We start from the raw sequence: 21,195 nt of genomic DNA, 5'->3' as shown, positions 1-21,195 counted from the left end.
CTGGCTTGGGGCCTGCTAACGCGATTGGGGCTGCCCACGCGTGGCGTGGCCCATCCCGATCGCGTTGGCAGCCGCTATCGCATCGCGCGCCGCTGGCAGTGCCAGTGCGGTCCAGCGCGCATACATGGCGCCGGAGGGATGCAGGCCATCGTCGACCAGCATGTCGGCAGCGTCGCCGCCATCGCGGCTGGTGGCGGTGATGTCGACAAAGCGTACCGAGCGCGCGGCGCAGCGTTCGGCGGCCACGTTGTTGAAGGCATCGATCTGTGCGCCGATCAACGCCGCATCGCCGCCTTGCGCATGCGCAAACGGGGTCAGCCCCCAATCCGGAATCGACAGCACGAACACGCGTGCCGCAAGCCCGCCGGCGAACCCGATTGCACGCTGCAACAACGCATCGAACTGGCTGCGGTATTCGTCCAGCGAGCGTCCGCGGTATTGATTGTTGACGCCGATCAGCAGGCTCACCAGCTCGAACGGCCCCTGCGGCACAGCGGCATCGAGACCGGCCTGCAGCTCGTCGGTGGTCCAGCCGGTGGTGGCGATGATCTGCGGCGGCGCCACATTCCAGCCGTAGGCACGCAAACCTTCGACCAGTTGCGCCGGCCAGCGCTGCTCGGGGGCAACGCCTTCGCCGATGGTGTAGGAATCGCCGAGCGCCAGATAGCGCAGCGGCGTGCCGGCCGCCGCCATCAGGCCACGCTGCGCGACTTGAGCGGCACGACCTTGGTGACCGCCTCGGCGCGGCGTGCCAGGGCACGGTCGATGCGTGCGAACACATCGCGCATCACCGGCGCTTCCGGCATCAGCGTCACGCGGAAGTGGTGACGGTAGGGCACGTTGAAGCTGGAACCCGGCACCACCAGCACGCCTTCCTCGTTCATCAGGTCGAGCGCGAATTCATGGTCGTCGAAGTTGCGCGCGGCCGGGCCGACCACCGCCGGGAACGCATATAGCGCACCGGCCGGCGCCACCAGCGACAGGTGCTCGCTGGCCGCGCAGGCCTCGATCACCGCACGGCGGGTTTCGTACAGACGGCCGCCCGGCGCGCACAGCGCCGAGATGGTGTCCGGCCCGTTGACTGCCGCGTCGATGGCGTACTGGCCCGGCACGTTGGCGCATAGGCGCAGTGCGCCCAGCAGGTCCATCGCGTTGCGCAGGTCGTTGATGCGCGACTGCTCGCCCGACAGCAGCGCCCAGCCCACACGCCAGCCGCAGGCGCGGTGCACCTTGCTCAGGCCGCCGAAGGTGATGCACGGATGCGCACCGGCCAGCGGCGCCACCGGCACGAAGGCGGCGTCGTCGTAGAGCACCTGGTCGTAGATCTCATCGACCATCAGCAGCAGGTTGTGCTTGCTGGCGATGGCTACGATGCGCTCCAGCAGTTCGCGCGAATAACTGGCGCCGCTGGGATTGTTCGGATTGATCAGCACGATGGCGCGGGTACGCGAAGACACCAATGTCTCGATTTCCACCGGATCCGGCTGGAAGCCGTTTTCCGGTGCGCAGCGGTAATACACCGGCCGGCCATCGTTGAGGATGGTGGCGGCCGACCACAGCGGATAGTCGGGCGAGGGCACCAGCACTTCGTCACCGGGATTGAGCAGCGCACGCAGCGACAGGTCGATCAGCTCGCTGACGCCGTTGCCGACGAAGATGCGGTCCGGATGCGCATCCGGGTGCTGGCGCCGCGCATACGCGGTGGCGATCGCCTCGCGCGCTTCCGGCAGGCCTTGCTGATGGGTGTAGGGATCGGTGCGGCCCATGTCGTCGGCGATTGCGCGCTGCAGATGCTCCGGCGCACGGAACCCGAACGCGCCTGGATTACCGATATTGAGCTTGATCAGCTTGCGGCCCTGCGCCTCCAGCTCCCGCGCTCGTCGCGCCAGCTCGCCCCGGATTTCGTAGCGGACTTCGGACAGACGCTCGCGGATGGCGAGCGGCTTTTGCGGGGCAGTGGACATGCGACGGGCCGGTTGTAGGCGTGAGGCTTGGCATGGTAGCGGAAATATGACAGGCGGACATGCTTGCATCGGCAACGATGTCAAGGGGCGCTTCAGCCCGGGCGCAACGCCCGATTGCACAAGCCGCTGCGGTCAGCCGGCTAGAATCGCCCCATGAGCAACGCACGCCCCGATTACCCCACCCTCCAATCCATTGGCTGGCCCTGGCCTGGTCCTGCCGAGGATCCGGCCTGGCAGGCGCTCTTTGCCGCGCATCCGCAGGCGTTGCCGGCGCGGGTGGTGGAGCAGCACCGCACCGGCTATGTGGTGGCCGATACGCCGGAGGCCGGTCTCAAGGCCGAATCGTTGCCGGAGTGGCAGCGCCCGCGGTTTCCCAGCCATGAGCGGGCGTCGGTGGGCGATTGGGTGCTGATGGAGGGCAAACGCATCGTGGCCTTGCTGCCGCGGCGCACCTCGATCAAGCGCGGAGCGGCCGGCGAGCATTACCACCAGCAGGTGATCGCGGCCAACATCGATACGGTGTTCATCGTGTGCGGGCTGGATGCGGATTTCAATCCGCGCCGCATCGAACGCTATCTGCTGCTAGTCGGCGGCGGCGGTGCCGAGCCGGTAGTGGTGCTGACCAAGGCCGACCAGACCGAATACGCCGAGGATGCATTGGCGGTGCTGGAGGAACTGGAAGCGCAGAACATCCCGTTACGCGCGGTCAACGCCAAGGATCCTGACAGCGTGGCGGCGCTGCGGCCGTGGCTGGGCGATGGCCGCACCGCAGTGCTGGTGGGTTCGTCGGGAGCGGGCAAGTCGACGCTGACCAATACCCTGCTCGGGTCGCAGAAGATGAAGACCAATGCAGTGCGCGAGAACGATTCGCGCGGCCGGCATACCACCACCCACCGCGCGTTGATTCCGTTGCCGTCCGGTGCCTGCCTGATCGATACGCCCGGCATGCGCGAGCTCAAGCCCACCGGCGAAGAGGATCTGGCCGAGGGCGGCTTCTCCGATGTGGAAGCGTTGGCGGCGCAGTGCCGCTTCAACGATTGCGCGCATATCGCCGAGCCCGGTTGTGCGGTGCGTGCGGCGATCGAGGCCGATACGCTGGATCCGGAGCGGGTGGCCAATTACATGAAGCTGCGCGTGGAAGTGGCCGCTGCGGCCGAAAAGCTCGCCACACGCCTGGCGCAGAACAACCGGGGCAAGGGATCGGGCCGGCGGCCTGCCAGCGTCGACCGCAACGGACGCCGCTGATGCCATCGCGCAAGGGGCCGCCGGACATCGTCCACCATGCGGCGCTGGATGCGCGCCTGGTCAAGGCCGTGCGCGGCGTGCGCCTGCTCGCGCTGGCCAGCTGGCCGCGCTCGCTGCAGGAGCCGTTCCTGCAAAGCGTGGCGCGTGGGCAGCCGGAGCTGCCGCAGGTGGAGTATCCGCGACTGGATTTCGGCGATACCCGGCGCGAGCTGGCGGCCATTGCCAAGCAGGCCGATCCGCATCACCCGCTGGGCGCCTACCTGATCGACTCGACACATAGCTGGGGCCTGGCCGCCGGCCTGCTGGAATCGCTGGGTACTCCCGCAGTCAGCGATTACTCGGCGCAGCTGTTCGGCGTACCCGACGACCCGATGCCGGGCAACGGCCCGAGCACGCGCGAGGCGGCGCGGCATTTCATCCAGATCGCGCAGGAGCTGGACCGCGAACTGCTGGCGCCGGAAGAACAGGTGCCGGTGTCGGCAACCGCCCTGCGCATGCAGCTGCAGAACGATCTGGACGCCTTCTTCGAAGGGCGCGTCATCACCGTCACGCTGGATCCGGATCTGCTGGCCAAGGCGGCGGCCGGCGCGCATCGCATCCGCCTGCGCAGCGGTGCCACCTTCAGCGATTACGATCGTGCGCAGCTGTTCCATCACGAGGCGCTGGTGCATTCGCTGACCGCGCTCAACGGGCGCGCGCAGGTACACCTGCCTAGCCTGGGCATTTCCTCGCCGCGGACCACCGCGACCCAGGAAGGCCTGGCGACATTTGCCGAGCAGATCACCGGCAGCATCGATATCGAACGCATGAAGCGCATCAGTCTGCGCATCGAGGCGATCGCGATGGCGCGCTCGGGTGCGGACTTCATCGACGTGTTCCGCTATTTCACCGCAGGAGGGCAGAGCGCGGCGGAAAGCTTTTCTTCGGCGCAGCGCGTATTCCGCGGCGTGCCGACCTCCGGCGGCGGTGCCTTCACCAAGGACACGGTGTACCTGCGCGGGCTGGTGGCGGTGCACACCTTCTTCCGGCATGCGCTGCAACGCGATCAGCTGCAGCTGTGCCGTTACCTGTTCGCCGGCAAGATGGCCCTGGGTGATGTGGCGCGTTTTGCGCCCTTGTTCGACAGCGGCGTGCTGGTCGCCCCGCGCTGGTTGCCGCCGTGGGTGAGCCGGGTCAGCGGCCTGGCCGGCATGCTGGCGTTTTCGTTGTTCGCCAATCGCATCCGCATGGATCAGCTGCAGCCACCGGCGATGAACGTCTGACGCTTGCCGAGCAACTTGCGCGCAGTTGCCGCGTCAACGCGATGGCGCGGCGAAGCTGCCGCAGGCGCGGGTCGGGCAACACCGCGCAGCGCCTGACACGTGCCTGGCAGTGCATTGCTTCCACTGCAAGGCGCTGAACGGTAAGCATCGTGCCGACGCGTTCTACACGATGCTGCAACGGGCTGCACCGGACACTGTGCGCCTTGCCCGAGATGGGCCATGACACGAGGCGATACGATGAAAATCCTGATGGTGCTCACTTCCCACGACCAACTCGGCGATACCGGCAAGAAGACCGGCTTCTGGCTGGAGGAATTTGCCGCGCCGTATTACGTGTTCAAGGACGCCGGCGCAGACATCACCCTGGTTTCGCCCAAGGGTGGTCAGCCGCCGCTGGACCCCAAGAGCGACGAGCCCGATGCACAGACCGAGGCCACCAAGCGCTTCAAGCAGGACACCGACGCGCAGAAAGCATTGGCCAGCACGCAGCGCCTGGCGGACGTCAAGGCCGATGACTTCGATGCGGTGTTCTACCCGGGTGGCCATGGCCCGTTGTGGGATCTGGCCGAAGACGCGGATTCGATTGCGCTGATTGAAGCATTCGCCGCGGCCAACAAGCCGCACGGCCTGGTGTGCCACGCACCGGGCGCGCTGCGCCGGGTCAAGGGCAGCGATGGCAAGCCGTTGGTCAACGGCCGCCGCGTCACCGGCTTCACTAATAGTGAAGAAGAGGGCGTGGGCCTGACCAAGATCGTGCCATTCCTGGTCGAAGACGTGCTGACCGAACTTGGCGGCCGCTACGAGAAGGGCGCCGACTGGGGCGTGCATGTGGTCACCGACGGCTTGCTGGTCACCGGCCAGAACCCGGCTTCGTCGGAGAAGGCTGCCGAGGCGTTGCTTGAGTTGTCGAAGCGCTGATTCTGCGGTTGTCGTGCGGCGATGCATGGACGGCCAACGGAAGACATCGCGGGTTTGATTCAGAGCTGCTAGAAAAATGGAGCGAGTAGTCGTCAGGTGATGTGCGGACGTTGCGGAGGCACCGGAGTGTACGCGTGGTGCATACCGGTGCCGAGCGGCAGCCGCACCTGTCTGACGGTAAGTGCAGTAGCTTTTTAGCGTCCTTCGTCGTGTGCTTTAAACGCGCCGCATCGTCCAACAACCGGACGCAATCCGGTGCTCGCAACCAAACGAACCGGCCATGCTGACTAGCCCTTGCCCGCCCACCGCCGCGGGACCTTACGCGGCATGGATGCCGCGTAAGAGCCTACATGGACGTACTTGCGGCGTGTCCCGCGACGGTGGGCGGGCAAGGGCCCTTCTGCCAAGCCACAGATCGTCTGTTCAAGCCACAGATCGTCTGTTCAAGCCACAGATCGTCCGTTCAAGCCACAGATCGTCCGTTCAAGCGGCAGATGGTCCGCCCTGCAGGCGCGCGACAGACCTGCACCATCGCGTTCAAGCAATACGCTCCAGCCAACGCACCGTATACGCCGGCAGCACCAGTCGCATGTCATCGCTCAGCGATTCGACAGCCGTCTCGCCGCCATCCGCCACCACCTTCCATCGGCCATCTCCGAACGCGGCAAGCTCCACCGTCAGCGGTTGGTCGCCAAAGTTGTGCACGGCCAGGAAGCGATCGCCACGCGTCAATGCAAACAGGCGTGCATCGCCCAGCGCAACGCTACCCAGCGCCTGATCGGCGGCCAGTGCGGGCAGCGCGGCACGTTGCCGGATCAATCCACGTAGCCGGCGATACACCGTGCCGCTCAGGCTGCCCGCATCTTCGCGCTGTGCTGCAAGCTGCCAATCCATCGCCGGGCGATGCAACCAGCGGCCTTCGTGCCGACGCTGCGGATCGTCGCGGTAGCTGCCGTCGTTGGGCAGGGCGAGCTCGTCGCCCATGTAGATCAATGGCACACCTGGCATCGCCAGCGCGATGGCATAGAGCAACACCAGCCGATCCACCGCCATGCGCAATGCCGCCATATCGCCCGATGCCTGTGCGGCCTGGATCCCGGCCAGTGCCGCGGCCATGCCATTGGTGCCGTGCACGCCGTCGCCAATGCTCTGGAAGCTCTCGCCACGCGCGTAGCTGCCCGGCACCTCGTTGGCATAGAAGCGCGCGACATCGCGCAGTGCGAATGGCGGCTGCGCGGCGTTGCCGGCGGCTTCGTGTTGCAGCACGTTCCAGCCGATGTCGTCGTGGCAGCGCACATAGCTCAGCCATGCGCAGTTGGCCGGCAAGGGCGGGCTATGCGCGATGACGTTGTGCAGGATGTCGCCGCGTTGCAGCGCCAGCGCCGACCAACCGGCCGCCATCAGCGTGCTGTGATAGGCCAGGTGGCATTCGTGGCCCTGGTCCGCACCGCTACCGAAGTAGGGCGGCAATTGCGTCATCGGCACGATGGCTTCGGCCTTCATCACCACCGACGGCGCAACGATGTCGGTGACCGCGCGCAGCGCCACCAGCAGGGTATGCGCCTCGGGTTGATTCATGCAGTCGGTGCCGGAGCGCTTCCACAGATACGCGGTGGAATCCAGGCGGAAGGCTTCCACACCCAGATTGGCCAGCTGCAGCATCGCCAGCGCCATCTCGCCGAACACCGCTGGGTTGCTCCAGTTCAGATCCCACTGATAGGGATAGAACGTGGTCCACATCCACTGGCCGGTGGCGTCCACCCAGGTGAAGTTGCCGGGTGCGGTATGCGGGAAGACCTGCCCCAGCGTGGCTTCGTACTGGTCGGGCTGCGTGCGATCGGCGAAGTGATGGTAGTAGTCGAGATAGCGCGCATCACCGGCCCGCGCCGCCTGCGCCCAGGCGTGATCGTCGGCGGTATGGTTGAGCACGAAATCCGCGCACAGGCTGATGCCGGCCTCGCGCAGGCGTATGGTCAGCGCGACGAGATCGTCGTTGCTGCCCAGGCCCGGCTCCACCTGACCGTAATCGCTGACCGCAAAGCCGCCATCGTTATCGCCGGCGCGTGCACGTAGGAACGGCAGCAGGTGCAGATAGCGCACGCCCAGCTCCTGCAGATACGGCACGCGTTCGGCCACGCCTTGCAGCGTGCCGGCAAAGCGGTCCACGTAGGCGCTGTAGCCCAGCATGTGCTGCTCGCCGAACCAGCCGGGCTGACGCGTTGTGTCGAGCTGTTGCAGTGGCTGTGGCCGCTGTTGCGCGCTGCTGCCGAGCGCGCTCAACCACTGCGTCAGCCACGACGCATAGTCCGGGCGTTGCCCATACAGCGCTTGTAGCGCGTCGAGCAGGCGCGACCCATGCCGGTCGAAGCGCGGCAACAGCGCGCTGGCACGCTGCGCATCCAGGGGCGCGGCAAAGGCCGCGCGCAATGCAGTGAAATCGGTGGGGGAGGTGCTCATTGGTAAGCGCCGGGACGAACCCGGCGAGGGGTCCTTAGAAGTCGTAACGCAGGCTGATGCTGGTGGTGCGGCCGGCAATCGAGCGCGCGCGGATGATGCCGTTGGCCGGGACGCTGGCTTCCTCGGCCTCGGTCAGGCCGAAGGTGTTGAACAGGTTGTTGACGTTGAGCGCGACGGTCAGTGCGTCGGTCACGCGGTAGTCGCCGAACAGGTTCACCTGCGTATAGCCCGGCATCTTCAACTGGTTGGAGTCCTGGGTGTAGGCATCGGTGGTGCCGATCAGGTTGATGCCGAACTGGTAGCCGTCGCCGCGATAGCTGGGCGTCAACTGCCACACCACATCGGCCTGGCGACGCGGCACATTGCCGGTGTTTTCCGGGGTGATCTGGTCCTTGGAAATCTCCGCATCGGTCCAGGTCAGGCCGCCGTTGACGGTGAAGCCTTCGTAGCGATAGCTGGCTTCCAGCTCCACGCCGTGCGCCTCGTAGCTGCGGTTGAAGAAACGCTGGCTGGTGACTTCGAAGTTCTGTTCCTCGGTGCGCGCCGAGAACGCAGTGGCGAACAGGCTCAGGCCGTCGCGGCGCCACTTCAGGCCGGCTTCGGCCTGGCGGACCACGTTGACGCCTTCATCGGAGGAGACCGAGCCGTCGTCGCGGACCACGCCGAACAGCAGGCGGTCGGCATTGGCGCGTGCGCCGCGGCTGATGCGCGCGAACGCGCCCAGGTCGTCGTTGATCAGGTAGTTGCTGCCCAGCGAATACGACAGGTAGTTCCAGTCGTAATCCACCGGCCGTGCGTTGGCGGTATCGACCGTGGCCACGCGCTGTTCCACCGGCTGGATCACGCCATCGCCGTTGACGTCCAGGTTCTGCGCGATCGCGGTGCCGGCATAGCTGCCGCGTGCATCGCCCATGTCGTAACGCAGGCTGCCGTCGATGCTGAACTTGCCGCTGTCGAAGGTCAGTGCGACGTACGGCGCGTTGACGTCGTAGCGCACGTCGTAGCTGCGGGTGATGCAGCAATCGCCCCAGAACGGGGTGCCGTACGCATACAAACCGTTTTGCGAGCGCGACACGCCGCCGGCATCGACCACGTTGAGCAGGCGCGAATCGCGGCCCAGGCTCTGCACGTAGGAGTTCCAGGTCCAGTCCATGTCGATGGTCTGGCGCGAGCTGTAATAGCCCATGCGCAGGTTGAGCGTTCGGCCGTCGCCGCCGAACTCGCGTGAGACGCTGAGGTCGTTGGTGACGTTGCCCAGGTCGTTGATCGCCACGTTGAACAGATGCGTGCGGATCGCGTTGCCGGTGTAGGCCTGGCCGGCGTCCGGGCCGCTGGCCTGCACCAGTTGCGCGCCGGCGCCGCCGATGGACGCGGCCAGCGTGGCGGCATCGGTGACCTCGGCCGGGAACGGGCTGACGAAGCGGCCGCTGTTGTCGGCGATGCGGAACTTCTCGCTCAGGTTCCAGCCGCTGCCCAGGTCGAACCAGGCCTCGGCGCCGATGGTGCGCGAGATCGGGTGCATGCCGTCGCCTAGGTCGGTGCGGCGCGGCTGGTTGTTGGCGTCCAGGCCGACATCGGTACGGAAATTGCGGCTGTACAAGGTGTCGCTGCCTGGGTCGAAGCCGGCAAAGCCGCCCAGGTCCGGCGAGCCGTCGCGGCCACGCACGGAGGTCGGCACCGGCAGATAACCGGCAGCGCGATCGTTGAGGTATTTGCCGTAGACACGCACGTAGCCGTTCTCGAACAGCCGGGTCAGGTTGGCCTTGAGCTGGCCGCCCTTGTCGGTGGTGTAACCGGCATCGCGCACGCCATCACCCTGGCGGAAGAAGCCGCCGATGTTGAACTGCCAGTTTTCCGCGAACGGCGCGCCGTAGTCGAAGTCCACGCGGGTGTTGTCGTAATCCAGGCCGCGGCTCACGCCGACGCTGCCGCCTGCGGTGTCGCCGGTCTTGCTGATGAAGTTGATGATGCCGCCGGGCGCGTTGCTGGTGAACGTCGATGCCGAGCCGCCGCGGATGGCTTCGATGCGGTCCAGGGTGAAATCCGAGCGCAGGAAGATGTCCGAGTTGCCGAAGGCGATATCGCCGAATTCCATCACCGGCAGGCCGTCCTCCTGCAGCTGCAGGAACTTGGCGCCGCCGGAGGCGACCGGCAGTCCGCGCACGGCGATGTTGGCGTTGCCTTCGCCACCGCTGGATTCGGAGCGGATGCCGGGGATGTTGCGGAAGATCTCGGCAGTGCTGCGTGGCGCCGACTGTTCGATCGCCTCGGCGCCCACGGTGCTGACCGACACGCTGGACTTCAGCTTGGTGGTGGCGGTGGAAGTACCGGTGACGAACACCGAATCCAGATTGACCGCGGCGCTGTCGGCGGCCGGCGGGGTGACGGGTGCGGCCGTGGTCGCGTCCTGCGCCAGCGCGGCAGGCGCGCACAGGCAGGAGGCGACCGCGCAGGCCAGGGCATGCAGGCGCAGGGTGTGCAAGGTGGACATTGCGGTTCTCTCTCTCACGGATGGTGGTATGCCGACGCCTGCATCGCCCCTCCCAGGGAGTGGCCGTGTGGCCTGCAGTGCGAGCGCAGTAATACGCCCCAATACAATCGATTGCAATCTTGCGCTGCAGCATCTTTCCTAGGCTTGCGAGCTTATGTTTCGGCAAGCGAAAACGTGTTGCGGCGCAGCGTTACAATCGATTGCAAAGACGGCAGGGTACAGTGCGCTGCGGCCACTGGGAGCCGCACCGATGCCCAGGGTTCTGCATGTCGTCGACCGCCACTCCGTTCTCCTTCGCGCGCATCCTGGCGCTCAATGCCGGCTTCTTCGGCGTGCAATACAGCTTCGGCCTGCAGCAGAGCAACATGAGCCCGATCTACAACTATCTGGGCGCCGACCACGCGAGCCTGCCGTACCTGTGGCTGGCCGGGCCGATCACCGGGTTGGTACTGCAGCCGTTTGTCGGCGCGTGGAGCGACCGCTCGGTGACCCGCTGGGGCCGGCGCATGCCCTACATGGTGCTGGGCGCGCTGGTGTGCAGCCTGTGCCTGCTGGCGATGCCGTTCAGCACTGCGCTGTGGATGGCGGTGTGCCTGCTGTGGATCCTGGATGCCGCCAACAACGTGGCGATGGAGCCATACCGTGCGCTGGTCAGCGATGTGCTGGCGCCACCGCAGCGGCCGCTGGGCTATCTCACCCAAAGCGCGTTCACCGGGCTTGCGCAGACGCTGGCATATCTCACCCCGCCGTTGCTGGTGTGGATGGGCATGAACCAGGACGCCGCCAATGCGCACCACATTCCCTATGTCACCATCGCCGCCTTCGTGATCGGCGCGGGGTTTTCTGCGGCCTCGATCCTGCTCACCGCGCGCAGCGTGCGCGAGCCGGTGCTTGCGCCGGCAGAGATCGCGCGGATGCGCCAGACCGGTGCCGGCCTGGGCGCCACAGTGCGCGAAATCTACGGCGCCCTGCGCGCGATGCCGCCGACCATGCGCCAGCTCGCGCCGGTGATGCTGTTCCAGTGGTACGCGATCTTCTGCTACTGGCAGTACATCGTGCTGTCGCTATCGACCAGCTTGTTCGGCACCACCGAAGCCGACTCGCATGGCTTCCGCCAGGCCGGCCTGGTCAATGGGCAGATCGGCGGGTTTTATAACTTCGTCGCGTTTCTGGCTGCGTTTGCGATGGTGCCGGTGGTGCGCCGCATCGGCCCCAAGTACACGCATGCGGCCTGCCTGGTCGCGGCCGGTGTGGGCATGTGGGTGTTGCCGGGCATCCAGGACCGCTGGCTGATGCTGCTGCCGATGATCGGCATCGGGCTCGCCTGGGCCAGCATGATGGGCAACCCGTACCTGATGCTGGCCGACAGCATTCCGCCCGAGCGCACCGGTGTGTACATGGGCCTGTTCAACCTGTTCATCGTGCTGCCGATGCTGATCCAGATCGTCACCTTGCCGCTGTACTACGAGTGGCTGTTGCACGGCGACCCACGCAACGTGATCCGCCTGGCCGGCGCACTGATGCTGGCCGCCGCTGTGGCGATGCTATGCGTACGCGTCCGCAAGCCCAAGACAGCAGTGGTGTAACCGCGACGCGTTACGTCTGTGTCGCTGCGTACTGAAACAGCCGACCGTGATCACGCGGGCAGCAACGCGCAGTTGCGCACCGCACACCAGCACGCCCGCTCTTACGATTCCCGATTCCCGATTCCCCAATCCCGGCCTCACGCCGACTCACGCACCACCAACTTCACCGGCATCTCCACCGACTCCACCGCTTCGCCGCCGATCAACGCCAGCAGCCGGTCCACCAGCAGGCGCGCGGCCAGGCCCAGGTCCTGCCGCACCGTGGTCAACGGCGGTTGGCTGTAGGCGGCCAGCGGAATATCGTCGAAGCCCACCAGCGAGATGTCCTGCGGCACGCGATGCCCGGCTTCGACCAGGGCGCGGATCGCGCCGACCGCAATCACGTCGGAGGCGGCGAACAGCCCATCCGGCGGATCGGTCTTCTTGAGCATGGCGCGGGTGAGGCGGTAGGCGTCTTCGCTGAGGAAGTGGCTGCGCGCATGCAGGCGCGTATCGAACTCCAGCCCGTGCCGCTGCAGTGCATGGCGATAGCCGGCGAAGCGCGGTGCAACCTCGGGCAACTGGTCGTCGCCGAGAAAGGCGATGCGGCGACGGCCGCTGGCGATCAGATGTTCGGTGGCCAGCGCGCCGCCCTGGAAATTGTCGCTGCCCACGCTGATGTACGACTGCCCGTCGATGCGGCTGCCCCAGACCGCCATCGGCAGGCCATCGCGCGCGGCTTCGTCCAGCGCGGCATGTTCGGAACTTTGCCCCAGCACGATCACGCCATCGGAGCGGCTGCCGCGTGCGAGTTGTTCCACCCATCCATCCTGATGCCGGTCGAGCTTGGACAGCAGCATGCTGTAGCCGCGCCCGGTCAGCTCCTCGGCCAGTAGCGCCAGCATCGTCATCATGAAGGGGTCCGACAGCGGCTGGTCCAGCGCATGCATCATCGGCACTGCCACGCTCACCGTGTTGGAGCGTTTGGCGCGCAGGCTGCGCGCAATCGGATCGACCTGGTAGCCGGCATCGGCGGCAATCTGCTTGATGTACGCACGCGTCCGCTCGGCCACCACCGGGCTGCCGGCCAGGGCACGCGACACGGTGGATTCGGACACGCCCGCCATGCGGGCGATGTCGGCCATCTGCGGGCGGGTACCCGGCGTGGCGCGTTCTGAAGGTTTGGCCATGTCAGCGCAGTGCGGAAAACGCCGAGTGTAATCAGTTCGCGCTGGAGGCGGGTTGATCGACGCAGTGGCGGCCGCTTGTGCGCGCCGGTCAAACGCAATCACGCACCTGCATGCAAGCTGCAGGCGCGCGGGGCGTGCATGACAGCGGCCACGACTAGCGCGGGGCTTTGGAGCGGTGGGGCTTCAGGGGAGTGAGGCTTCAGAGCAGTAAGGCTTGAGAGCAGTGAGGCATCAGAGCGGTGATGCTTCACCGCCACTAGCAAGGACCGCGCTCACCGCCAGGCTGGCGTGCTCGGTGTTCGGAGCCGGCATGTATTCTCCGCACGGACCGACTCGAGCGTGTCGTCCGCATCGACCTGACGACCGCTCGCTACGGTCTGGCAGCGGCTCTCAGCCCATGTACAGGCCGCCGTTGACTGCATAGTCGGCGCCGGTCACGTAGGCGGCCTCATCGGAGGCGAGCCAGGCGCACAGCCCGGCGACTTCGGCCGGTTTGCCGAGGCGGCGGATCGGCACCGAGGTGGCCAGGCGGTCGAGCACGTCGGGCGGAAAACTGCTGATCGAGGCGCTGGCGATATAGCCCGGCGAGATGGTGTTGACGGTGACCCCGCGCGAGGCGACTTCCTGCGCCAGGGCGCGGCTGAAACCATGCATCGCTGCCTTGGCGGTGGCGAAATTGATCTGCCCGATCTGGCCCTTGTGCGCACTGACCGAGCCGATGTTGACGATGCGTCCCCAGCCGCGCGCGGTCATGCCGTCGACCACCTGCTTGGTGATGTTGAACAGGGAATGCAGGTTGCTGGCGATCACCACGTTCCAGTCGTCGCGGCTCATCTGCCGGAACAGGGTGTCGCGGCTACCACCGGCGTTGTTGACCAGCACATCGATCTCGCCGACCTCGGCCTTGACCTTGGCAAACGCGGCCACGGTGGAATCCCAATCGGCGGCATTGCCTTCGGAGGCGACGAACTCGAAGCCCTGCTCGCGCTGCTCGCGCAGCCAGGAGGTCTTGCGCGGCGAATTGGGTCCGCAGCCGGCGACCACGGTATGCCCGCTGCGCGCCAGCTTCTGGCAGATCGCGGTACCCACACTGCCCATGCCACTGGTGACGTATGCGATGCGAAGTGTCATTGCTTGAACTCCTTCGGAGTTGGGATTCGGGATTGGGATGAGGGGATTCGTAACAGCGGGCATTGGTTCGCTCTGGCTTTGGCGAATCCCCAATCCCGAATGCCGAATCCCGGCGCGCGGCTAGCGCGCCAACGGAAACAGGCCAAACAACAACCCGCCCGCCAACATCAGCAGGGAAATCAGCACCGCCCACTTCAGCGTGAAGCGTTGATGGTCGGCGAAGTCGACCTTGGCCAGGCCGACCAGCAGATAGGTCGATGGAACCAACGGGCTGAGCAGATGCACCGGTTGCCCGGCCAGCGAGGCGCGCGCCATTTCCACCGGGGTGATGCCGTAGTGGCCGGCGGCTTCGGACAGGATCGGCAGCACGCCGAAGTAGAACGCGTCGTTGGACATGAAGAACGTAAACGGCATGCTGACGATCGCAGTGATCACCGCCAGATACGGGCCCCAGCTGTCCGGGATCACCGCCAGGAAGCTGCGCGACATCGCTTCGACCATGCCGGTGTTGGACAGGATGCCGGTGAAGATGCCGGCGGCGAAGATCAGCGACACCACCGACAGCACATTGCCGGCGTGATTGACCAGGCGGCGGCGCTGCTCGGCCAGGTTGGGGTAGTTGATCATCAGCGCCAGCGCAAAGCCGATCATGAACAGCACCGGCATCGGCAGCACGCCGACCACCAGCGCGGCCATCAGCGCCAGGGTCAGGAGCAGGTTCACCCACAGCAGCTTGGGCCGCTTCATGTCCTCGGTGTCTTCCACGCGCGGCAGTGCATCGCTTTCCTCGGGGATGCTGGTGTCCAGCCAGTTGCCGTCGGCGGGCAGGCGTACCACCCCCAGGCGGCGACGTTCGCGCATACCCAGATACCAGGCCAGCGTGAGGATGCCGGCGATCGCCATCGCCATCGCCGGCACCAGCGGCACGAACACATCGGCCGGATCAACATGCAGGGCGGTGGCGGCGCGCGCGGTAGGGCCGCCCCACGGGGTCAGGTTCATCACGCCGCTGGCCAGGATGGTCACGCAGGTGAGGTTGAGCGCGTTCATGCCCAGGCGCTGGTACAGCGGCAGCATCGCCGACACGGTGATCATGTAGGTGGTGGAGCCATCGCCGTCGAGCGAGATCAACATTGCCAGGATCGCCGTGCCCATCACGATCTTCAGCGGATCGCCCTTGACCAGGCGCAGGATGCGGCCGACCAGCGGATCGAACAGGCCGGCATCGATCATCACCCCGAAGTAGAGGATGGCGAACATCAGCATCACCCCGGTGGGCGCGATCTTCTTGATGCCGTCGAGCATCATCTCGTTGATGCCGGTGCCGAAGCCGCCCAGCAGCGCGAACACGATCGGCACCGTGATCAGAGCCACCAGCGGCGACAGCCGCTTGCTCATGATCAGGTACATGAAGGTGATCACCATTCCGAAACCGAGCGCGGTCAGCATGCGGGCAAATCCTTTGAGGCGTACAGCAGGGGGAGAGTGGAGCGCGCGGCGGCGGGTGCATTGCAGCAGCGGTAACGCATCATGCGAAGGTCAGGCAAACGGTCAGAAGTCGTACTGGAAGCGGCCGGTCACTGCCAGCGTGTGATCGACCACCGCATCGACCATGCGGTCGCGGTTGCGGCTGTCGATCACATTGAGCATCACGCGCAGGTTCGGCTTGAAATACCAGTTGCCGCCCAGCGTCCACGACTGCGTGCTGGCGTTGATGAAATCGGGTTGGCCGTCCAGATGCTGATCGCCGCGCATGTAGTCGTAGCGCAAGGCCAGCTCGAACGCGCCGGAGGGGCGATTGGGCGTCTTGATCCGGCTGAAACGCCCGGTCTTGCGGTCGTAGCCGCGCGACTCGCCGGTGACGAACCAGCTGACCAGGCCGTAGCTGGCCAATACCTTGGCATGCTGGGAGCCGTCGTCGAGCAGGCCGCCGCTGAATTCGCTCTGCCACGACCATGGGCCCCGCACTTCGGCGTATTCCAGCGACCATTTGTCGAAATCGGTATCGCGGCCATCAGCAAAGCGCGCCAGGGTGATGCGGCTGTTGTTGGCCAGATCGTTTTCCGGGCGTGGCCGGATCAACAGGGACGCCGCGCCGCCGCTGCCCGGATGCGAATAGCGCTCGTGCGCCAGCGACACGCCCAGGTGGCGCAGCCGCGCCTCGCCCATCTCCGGTGCGAAGGTCAGCCGCGTGCCGAGCGCGCCGCCCTTGGTCGAGGAATTGTCGATGCTTTCCAGGCTGTAGGCCGCAGTGGACCAGGTCGCATCGGGGCGATTGGCCTGCCAGGAGATCGCCTTGCGATAGATTGGCGCCAGCGTGGTGGAGGCATAGCCGCGTTCCAGGAACGGGCCGTAGTTGGAGCCGGTGCGATCGTCCAGCGAGAAGTACTGCTTGAACTGGCCCACGGTCAGCGTACCGGCGGAAAACTTCTTGGCGATGTACACATCGCGCGCCAGGATGCCGCGGCTGCCGGATTCGTATTGCAGGCCGGCAAATTCCGCCTCGGCCTTGTAGGTGAAGCCGTAGAACTTGCCCGCCACATCCAGCCACACGCGACGGAACTGGGTGTCGTTGCGCTCGGGCGTGCCGCGTTCGTCGTTGTCGAACACGGTGAAGTCCCAGTGCACGCGCCCACCCACCTCGGCGGTGACCGGGCCATCGCCCTCGGCCGCATGCGCTGCCGGTGCCAGGCACAGCGCGGCGCAGGTGGTGAAGATGCGCAGACGCAAGGTGTCGTTGCTCACAGACCCTCCCAGGTACATGTGTGAATCACGTTCAGCGATGCACCGCTCAAGCACGCTGCGGCGCGTTGGCAGCAGCCTAGTCCGGTGAAGCTGTCATGGACCTGTCAGGGCGGGGGAATCGGGAATGGGGAATGGGGAATCGCAAGAGCGTTAAGAGCTTTTGTCCGCGAGGGCTGTTACCTTCCGGCCGCGGCCAACCGCTGTTCCGATTCCCAATTCCCGATTCTCGATTCCCCGCCCATGCGCCTGCTGCTAGTCGAAGACAACGCCGATCTCGCCGATGCCATCGTGCGGCGCATGCGCCGTAGCGGGCATGCGGTGGATTGGCAGTCCGATGGCCTGGCGGCGGCGAGTGTGCTGCGCTATCAGAGCTTTGATCTGGTGGTGCTGGATATCGGTCTGCCCAAGCTGGATGGCTTGCGCGTGCTGGCCGGGATGCGCGAGCGTGGCGATACCACGCCGGTGCTGATGCTGACCGCGCGCGACGGCATCGAAGACCGCGTGCAGGCGCTGGATGTCGGGGCCGACGACTACCTGGGCAAGCCGTTCGATTTCCGCGAGTTCGAGGCGCGTTGCCGGGTGCTGCTGCGGCGCAACCGCGGGCAGGCCAGCGAGGTGGTGCAGATCGGCGGATTCGTGTTCGACAACGCCGCGCACACGCTGGTGCTGGACGGGGTGCCGATCGAGTTGCCCAATCGCGAATACCGCCTGTTCGAGATCCTGATCGGGCGCCTGGGCCATGTGGTGGGAAAGGACGAGATCGGCAACGGCTTGTTCGGTTTCGACGACGATGCCGGGCCGAATGCGATCGAGCTGTATGTCGGCCGCCTGCGTCGCAAGCTGGCGGGCGCGCCGTTGCGCATCGTCACCGTGCGCGGCGCCGGCTACAAGCTCGAAGAAGCCGATCCGCATGCGCCGGTGGAGCCGGGCGTCGATGGCTGAGCCGCGCATGGTAGCACCGTCGATCCGGCGCACCTTGCTGCTGTATCTGGGCAGCCTGTCGGTGCTGGGCGCGGTGGTGCTGTTCTTTGCCGCACGCGACTACGGCGAGCGGGCCGCCAACCGCTCCTACGACCACCTGCTGGTGTCCTCGGCCCTGTCCATCGTCGACAGCGTGGCGCTGGTCGGCGGCGACTGGCAGGTGGACCTGCCGTATGCCTCGCTGGACCTGCTCGGCATGGCACCGGAAGACCGCGTGTTCTACCGCGTGTTCGATGCGCAAGGCCGCACCATCACCGGTGAAGAGAGCTTGCCGTTGCCGGCGCGCGCGCCCGGCGACGAGCGCCCGGTGCTGTTCGATGCTGACTACAGCGGCGAGCCGGTGCGCTTTGCGGTGGTGATGCATCGGGTGGCATCGGCCTCCGGGCAGGGCGAGGTGCGTGTGCAGGTCGGTCAGACCCGGCGCGCGCGCGATGCGGTGGCACGCGATGTAGTGCTCAACGCGCTGGTGGCGATCGGCGTGCTGTCGCTGCTCGCCCTGGGCCTGGTGTGGCTGGGCGTGTATCGCGCCCTGCGCCCGTTGCAGCGTATCGAGCGCGACCTGTCGCGGCGCGAGCCCTCCGACCTGAAACCGCTCAGCGTGCCGGCACCGCAGGAAATGCAGTTGATGGTGACCGCGCTCAACCGCTTCATGGCGCGGCTGTCGTCCAGCAACGAAACCCTGCGCGCCTTCATGGCCGAAGCCGCGCACCAGATGCGCACGCCGCTGGCCGCCTTGCGCGCGCAGGCGCAGCTGGCGATGGACGACGACGACCCGCGCGAGATGCAACGCAGCCTGGTGGCGATCGAGCGCAATGCCAGCCATATGAGCCGGTTGCTCAATCAATTGCTCAGCGATGCCAGCGTGATCCACCGCGCCAACCTGCAGCGCTTTGCCACCGTGGACCTGGCCGAGGTGCTGCACCAGGCCTTGCACGAGTCCTTGCCGCGCAGCGACGGCGCACCGCGCGTGCACCTGGCGATCGACCCGCAACCGGCGCTGTTGCGCGGCGATGCACTGCTGCTGCGCGAGGCGCTGAAGAACCTGATCGACAACGCCTGCAAATACGGTGCCGGGGCGCCGTTGCAGGTGGCGCTCACCAGCGACGGCAGCCATCACGTGCTGACCATCGCCGATCACGGCCCCGGCATTCCCGCCGCCGAAGCCGAGCGCGTGTTCGAACGTTTCGTCCGCGGGCCGGATGCACCGGCCGGCGGCGCGGGGCTGGGGCTGGCCATCGTCAAGCGCGTGGTCGAAGCGCACGGCGGGCGCATCGATCTGAGCAACCGCGTCGGCGGTGGGCTGATCGCCTCGTTGCATTTTCCTGGAGGAACGCGGTGATGCGCGTGCTGTTGCTGATGGTGGTCTTGCTGGCACCGGTTGTTGCGCGTGCCGCGCCCGGCGATGTGCGGGTGTTTCCCGCGCACGGCCCGAAACAGGCGCAGTTGCGCGTGCAAGGCTCCACCGATCTGGAAGTGTTTGGTGCGGTCATCCAGGACTACCAGCGCCTGCATCCGGGCACCGAGGTGATCTACGAGGACGTGATCGCCTGGGACATCTACGAGCGCTATCTGCACCCGGGCAAGGCCACGGCTGCCGCCGACATGCTGATCAGCGCCAGCATGGACCTGCAGACCAAGCTGGTGAACGACGGCCACGCGCTCGCGCATCGCTCCGCGCAGACCGAAGCGCTGCCTGCCTGGGCGCAGTGGCGGCACGAAGTGTTCGGCATCAGCTACGAGCCGGTGGCGATCGTCTACAACACACGCAAGCTGGCGGCCGCGCGGGTACCGCGCACACGCCGGCAGTTGCTGGCCTTACTGCGCGCGCCCGACGCGCCGCTGCGCGGCCGGGTTGGCACCTACGATGTCGAGCGCAGCGGCGTGGGCTATCTGTTCGCCACCCAGGACGGGCAGGTTGGCAGCATTGCCGGCGCGTTGCTGGCCGCGTTGGGGGCCAACCAGGTCAGGCTGGAAGAACGCACTGGCACCTTGCTCGACCGCGTCAGCCGTGGCGAGCTGCTGCTGGCCTACAACGTGCTCGGCTCCTACGCGCAGACGCGCATCGACGCCGGCGCCCCGCTGGGCATCGTGCAGCCGCAGGACTACACGCTGGTGGCCTTGCGCACTGCGGTGATCCCCAGGACTGCACCGCATGCGCCGGAGGCACGCAGGTTCCTGGATTACCTGCTCTCGCCACGCGGCCAGCAGGTGCTCTCGCGCGAGGCGCGGCTGATGCCGATCCTGCCGGCCGCCGGCGGCCGTGGCGGCTCGGCGCAGCCGCCGTTCCGGCCGATCCCGCTCGGCCCCGGCCTGCTGGTGTATCTGGACAAGCTCAAACGCCGGCAGTTTCTGGATGCCTGGCGGGCTAGCACGCAGCCGCCGCGCTAGGCGAGCGCTGACGATCTGCGCGAACGGCTGCATGCCGGCGCGGTGCGCGCTGCCGGCCTTGGCGCGCGGGGCGTGGGGGCGGCGATTTCCACGCACATGCTGGCTGCCCGGCAGGCCAGATGCCCGCGCAGCGGGGCGGGAATGGATGCCCGGACGCGGGAAACCGACACAGCCATGTGCCAGACTTGGCGCATGGCCGATCTCACCATCCTCGTCGCCGACGACCACCCGTTGTTCCGTGCCGCCGTGATCCATGTGCTGCAGCAGACCCTGCCGCAGGCCGATGTGGTGGAGGCCTCCAGCGCCGCCACGCTGAGCGCGATGCTGCGTTCGCACCCACAGGCCGAGCTGGTGCTGCTGGACCTGGCGATGCCGGGCGCACGTGGCTTCTCGGCGCTGTTGCACGTGCGTGGCGAGCATCCGGACATCCCGGTGGTGGTGATCTCCTCCAACGATCACCCACGCGTGATCCGGCGCGCGCAGCAGTTCGGCGCGGCCGGCTTCATTCCCAAATCCACCCCGGCCGAATCGATCGGCACTGCGGTGGCCAGCGTGCTGGAGGGCGGCACCTGGTTCCCGCCGATGACTGCCGAGCGCTCGGAGGCCGACGCGCAACTGGCCTCCAAGCTCGCCCAGCTCACCCCGCAACAGTTCCGCGTGCTGCTGAGCCTGGCCGACGGCCTGCTCAACAAGCAGATCGCGCACGAACTCGGGCTAGCCGAGAACACCGTCAAGGTGCATGTCACCGCGATCCTGAAGAAGCTAGACTGCTACAGCCGCACGCAGGCGGCAGTGCTGGTCAAGGCGCTGGAGCCGGAAGGCGAGGGCTGATCGCGCATGGTGATCGTGTGCTGCATC

Annotated in this window: 16 protein-coding genes and 1 other RNA gene; 8 read left to right on the top strand and 9 right to left on the bottom strand. The window is 66.6% G+C overall.

Annotation, left to right across the window (positions count from 1 at the left end; all coding sequences use genetic code 11):
* Nucleotides 1–15: 15 nt before the first annotated feature.
* Both KHN93_RS17125 and KHN93_RS17120 read right to left on the bottom strand, forming a co-directional pair.
* Complete coding sequence (locus tag KHN93_RS17125; protein WP_104560025.1) at nt 16–693, bottom strand: SGNH/GDSL hydrolase family protein; 678 nt, start codon at nt 691–693, stop codon at nt 16–18.
* Entirely contained in the window at nt 693–1,964 is a 1,272-nt protein-coding gene (locus KHN93_RS17120) for a pyridoxal phosphate-dependent aminotransferase (protein WP_024938954.1), read from the bottom strand. The genes KHN93_RS17125 and KHN93_RS17120 overlap by 1 nt, the downstream gene beginning before the upstream one ends.
* Before the next feature lie 153 nt (nt 1,965–2,117).
* Between KHN93_RS17120 and rsgA the strand changes: the two genes are divergently transcribed.
* The 3 genes from rsgA (at nt 2,118) to KHN93_RS17105 (ending at nt 5,389) form a co-directional block, all read left to right on the top strand.
* Nucleotides 2,118–3,209, top strand: coding sequence for a ribosome small subunit-dependent GTPase A (gene rsgA / locus KHN93_RS17115; protein WP_104560024.1), 1,092 nt, complete (start codon nt 2,118–2,120; stop codon nt 3,207–3,209).
* Nucleotides 3,209–4,471 carry a flavohemoglobin expression-modulating QEGLA motif protein gene (locus tag KHN93_RS17110; RefSeq protein WP_104560023.1) on the top strand — a complete coding sequence of 421 codons (1,263 nt, stop codon included), beginning with the start codon at nt 3,209–3,211 and terminating at the stop codon, nt 4,469–4,471. The genes rsgA and KHN93_RS17110 overlap by 1 nt, the downstream gene beginning before the upstream one ends.
* Before the next feature lie 237 nt (nt 4,472–4,708).
* A complete protein-coding gene (locus tag KHN93_RS17105; protein WP_104560022.1) occupies nt 4,709–5,389 on the top strand; it encodes a type 1 glutamine amidotransferase domain-containing protein in 681 nt (226 codons plus the stop codon).
* Nucleotides 5,390–5,455: 66 nt separating this feature from the next.
* Here KHN93_RS17105 and KHN93_RS17100 read toward each other — a convergent pair.
* The 3 genes from KHN93_RS17100 to KHN93_RS17090 all read right to left on the bottom strand — a co-directional run bounded on the left by KHN93_RS17100 (nt 5,456) and on the right by KHN93_RS17090 (nt 10,337).
* Nucleotides 5,456–5,532: non-coding RNA, sX9 sRNA (locus KHN93_RS17100), on the bottom strand.
* Between the two features lie 394 nt (nt 5,533–5,926).
* On the bottom strand, nt 5,927–7,846 hold the full coding sequence (locus tag KHN93_RS17095; protein ID WP_211920883.1) for an alpha-amylase family protein: 1,920 nt from the start codon (nt 7,844–7,846) through the stop codon (nt 5,927–5,929).
* A gap of 34 nt (nt 7,847–7,880) precedes the next feature.
* Nucleotides 7,881–10,337 (bottom strand): TonB-dependent siderophore receptor, encoded by a 2,457-nt coding sequence (locus KHN93_RS17090; RefSeq protein WP_211920881.1) that lies wholly within the window; start codon nt 10,335–10,337, stop codon nt 7,881–7,883.
* Between the two features lie 266 nt (nt 10,338–10,603).
* On the opposite strand from KHN93_RS17090, the gene KHN93_RS17085 reads away from it, so the two are divergent.
* On the top strand, nt 10,604–11,923 hold the full coding sequence (locus tag KHN93_RS17085; RefSeq protein WP_104575538.1) for an MFS transporter: 1,320 nt from the start codon (nt 10,604–10,606) through the stop codon (nt 11,921–11,923).
* A gap of 137 nt (nt 11,924–12,060) precedes the next feature.
* Here KHN93_RS17085 and KHN93_RS17080 read toward each other — a convergent pair whose 3' ends face one another.
* The 4 genes from KHN93_RS17080 to KHN93_RS17065 form a co-directional block, all read right to left on the bottom strand.
* Nucleotides 12,061–13,092 (bottom strand): LacI family DNA-binding transcriptional regulator, encoded by a 1,032-nt coding sequence (locus KHN93_RS17080; protein WP_104560018.1) that lies wholly within the window; start codon nt 13,090–13,092, stop codon nt 12,061–12,063.
* Between the two features lie 390 nt (nt 13,093–13,482).
* Complete coding sequence (phbB, locus tag KHN93_RS17075; RefSeq protein WP_016904744.1) at nt 13,483–14,223, bottom strand: acetoacetyl-CoA reductase; 741 nt, start codon at nt 14,221–14,223, stop codon at nt 13,483–13,485.
* A gap of 120 nt (nt 14,224–14,343) precedes the next feature.
* Nucleotides 14,344–15,672, bottom strand: coding sequence for a CitMHS family transporter (locus KHN93_RS17070; protein WP_039519049.1), 1,329 nt, complete (start codon nt 15,670–15,672; stop codon nt 14,344–14,346).
* A gap of 102 nt (nt 15,673–15,774) precedes the next feature.
* On the bottom strand, nt 15,775–16,968 hold the full coding sequence (locus tag KHN93_RS17065) for an OprO/OprP family phosphate-selective porin (protein WP_211920879.1): 1,194 nt from the start codon (nt 16,966–16,968) through the stop codon (nt 15,775–15,777).
* 240 nt (nt 16,969–17,208) lie between these two features.
* On the opposite strand from KHN93_RS17065, the gene KHN93_RS17060 reads away from it, so the two are divergent.
* The 4 genes from KHN93_RS17060 (at nt 17,209) to KHN93_RS17045 (ending at nt 21,168) form a co-directional block, all read left to right on the top strand.
* A complete protein-coding gene (locus KHN93_RS17060) occupies nt 17,209–17,910 on the top strand; it encodes a response regulator (protein ID WP_016904741.1) in 702 nt (233 codons plus the stop codon).
* Nucleotides 17,903–19,288 (top strand): sensor histidine kinase, encoded by a 1,386-nt coding sequence (locus tag KHN93_RS17055; protein WP_211920877.1) that lies wholly within the window; start codon nt 17,903–17,905, stop codon nt 19,286–19,288. The genes KHN93_RS17060 and KHN93_RS17055 overlap by 8 nt, the downstream gene beginning before the upstream one ends.
* A complete protein-coding gene (locus tag KHN93_RS17050) occupies nt 19,288–20,337 on the top strand; it encodes an ABC transporter substrate-binding protein (protein ID WP_047127218.1) in 1,050 nt (349 codons plus the stop codon). Before KHN93_RS17055 ends, KHN93_RS17050 begins: the two co-directional genes overlap by 1 nt.
* 192 nt (nt 20,338–20,529) lie before the next feature.
* Nucleotides 20,530–21,168, top strand: a complete 639-nt coding sequence (locus tag KHN93_RS17045) for a response regulator (protein ID WP_024938967.1) — start codon at nt 20,530–20,532, stop codon at nt 21,166–21,168.
* Nucleotides 21,169–21,195: the final 27 nt, after the last annotated feature.

Origin of the sequence: Xanthomonas arboricola pv. juglandis, assembly GCF_905367715.1 — a bacterium.
GTDB lineage: Bacteria > Pseudomonadota > Gammaproteobacteria > Xanthomonadales > Xanthomonadaceae > Xanthomonas > Xanthomonas arboricola.
Note: the sequence above shows the minus strand (reverse complement) of the source record. Positions and strands in the feature narration are given on the sequence as shown.

Excerpts from the sequence above, each read along its gene's own strand:
- rsgA (WP_104560024.1), top strand. The coding sequence starts at position 2,118 with ATGAGCAACGCACGCCCCGATTACCCCACCCTCCAATCCATTGGCTGG.
- KHN93_RS17085 (WP_104575538.1), top strand. The coding sequence starts at position 10,604 with ATGTCGTCGACCGCCACTCCGTTCTCCTTCGCGCGCATCCTGGCGCTC.
- KHN93_RS17060 (WP_016904741.1), top strand. The coding sequence starts at position 17,209 with ATGCGCCTGCTGCTAGTCGAAGACAACGCCGATCTCGCCGATGCCATC.
- KHN93_RS17095 (WP_211920883.1), bottom strand. The coding sequence starts at position 7,846 with ATGAGCACCTCCCCCACCGATTTCACTGCATTGCGCGCGGCCTTTGCC.
- KHN93_RS17120 (WP_024938954.1), bottom strand. The coding sequence starts at position 1,964 with ATGTCCACTGCCCCGCAAAAGCCGCTCGCCATCCGCGAGCGTCTGTCC.
- KHN93_RS17045 (WP_024938967.1), top strand. The coding sequence starts at position 20,530 with ATGGCCGATCTCACCATCCTCGTCGCCGACGACCACCCGTTGTTCCGT.
- KHN93_RS17050 (WP_047127218.1), top strand. The coding sequence starts at position 19,288 with ATGCGCGTGCTGTTGCTGATGGTGGTCTTGCTGGCACCGGTTGTTGCG.
- KHN93_RS17105 (WP_104560022.1), top strand. The coding sequence starts at position 4,709 with ATGAAAATCCTGATGGTGCTCACTTCCCACGACCAACTCGGCGATACC.
- KHN93_RS17080 (WP_104560018.1), bottom strand. The coding sequence starts at position 13,092 with ATGGCCAAACCTTCAGAACGCGCCACGCCGGGTACCCGCCCGCAGATG.
- KHN93_RS17110 (WP_104560023.1), top strand. The coding sequence starts at position 3,209 with ATGCCATCGCGCAAGGGGCCGCCGGACATCGTCCACCATGCGGCGCTG.
- KHN93_RS17055 (WP_211920877.1), top strand. The coding sequence starts at position 17,903 with ATGGCTGAGCCGCGCATGGTAGCACCGTCGATCCGGCGCACCTTGCTG.
- KHN93_RS17090 (WP_211920881.1), bottom strand. The coding sequence starts at position 10,337 with ATGTCCACCTTGCACACCCTGCGCCTGCATGCCCTGGCCTGCGCGGTC.
- KHN93_RS17125 (WP_104560025.1), bottom strand. The coding sequence starts at position 693 with ATGGCGGCGGCCGGCACGCCGCTGCGCTATCTGGCGCTCGGCGATTCC.
- KHN93_RS17070 (WP_039519049.1), bottom strand. The coding sequence starts at position 15,672 with ATGCTGACCGCGCTCGGTTTCGGAATGGTGATCACCTTCATGTACCTG.
- phbB (WP_016904744.1), bottom strand. The coding sequence starts at position 14,223 with ATGACACTTCGCATCGCATACGTCACCAGTGGCATGGGCAGTGTGGGT.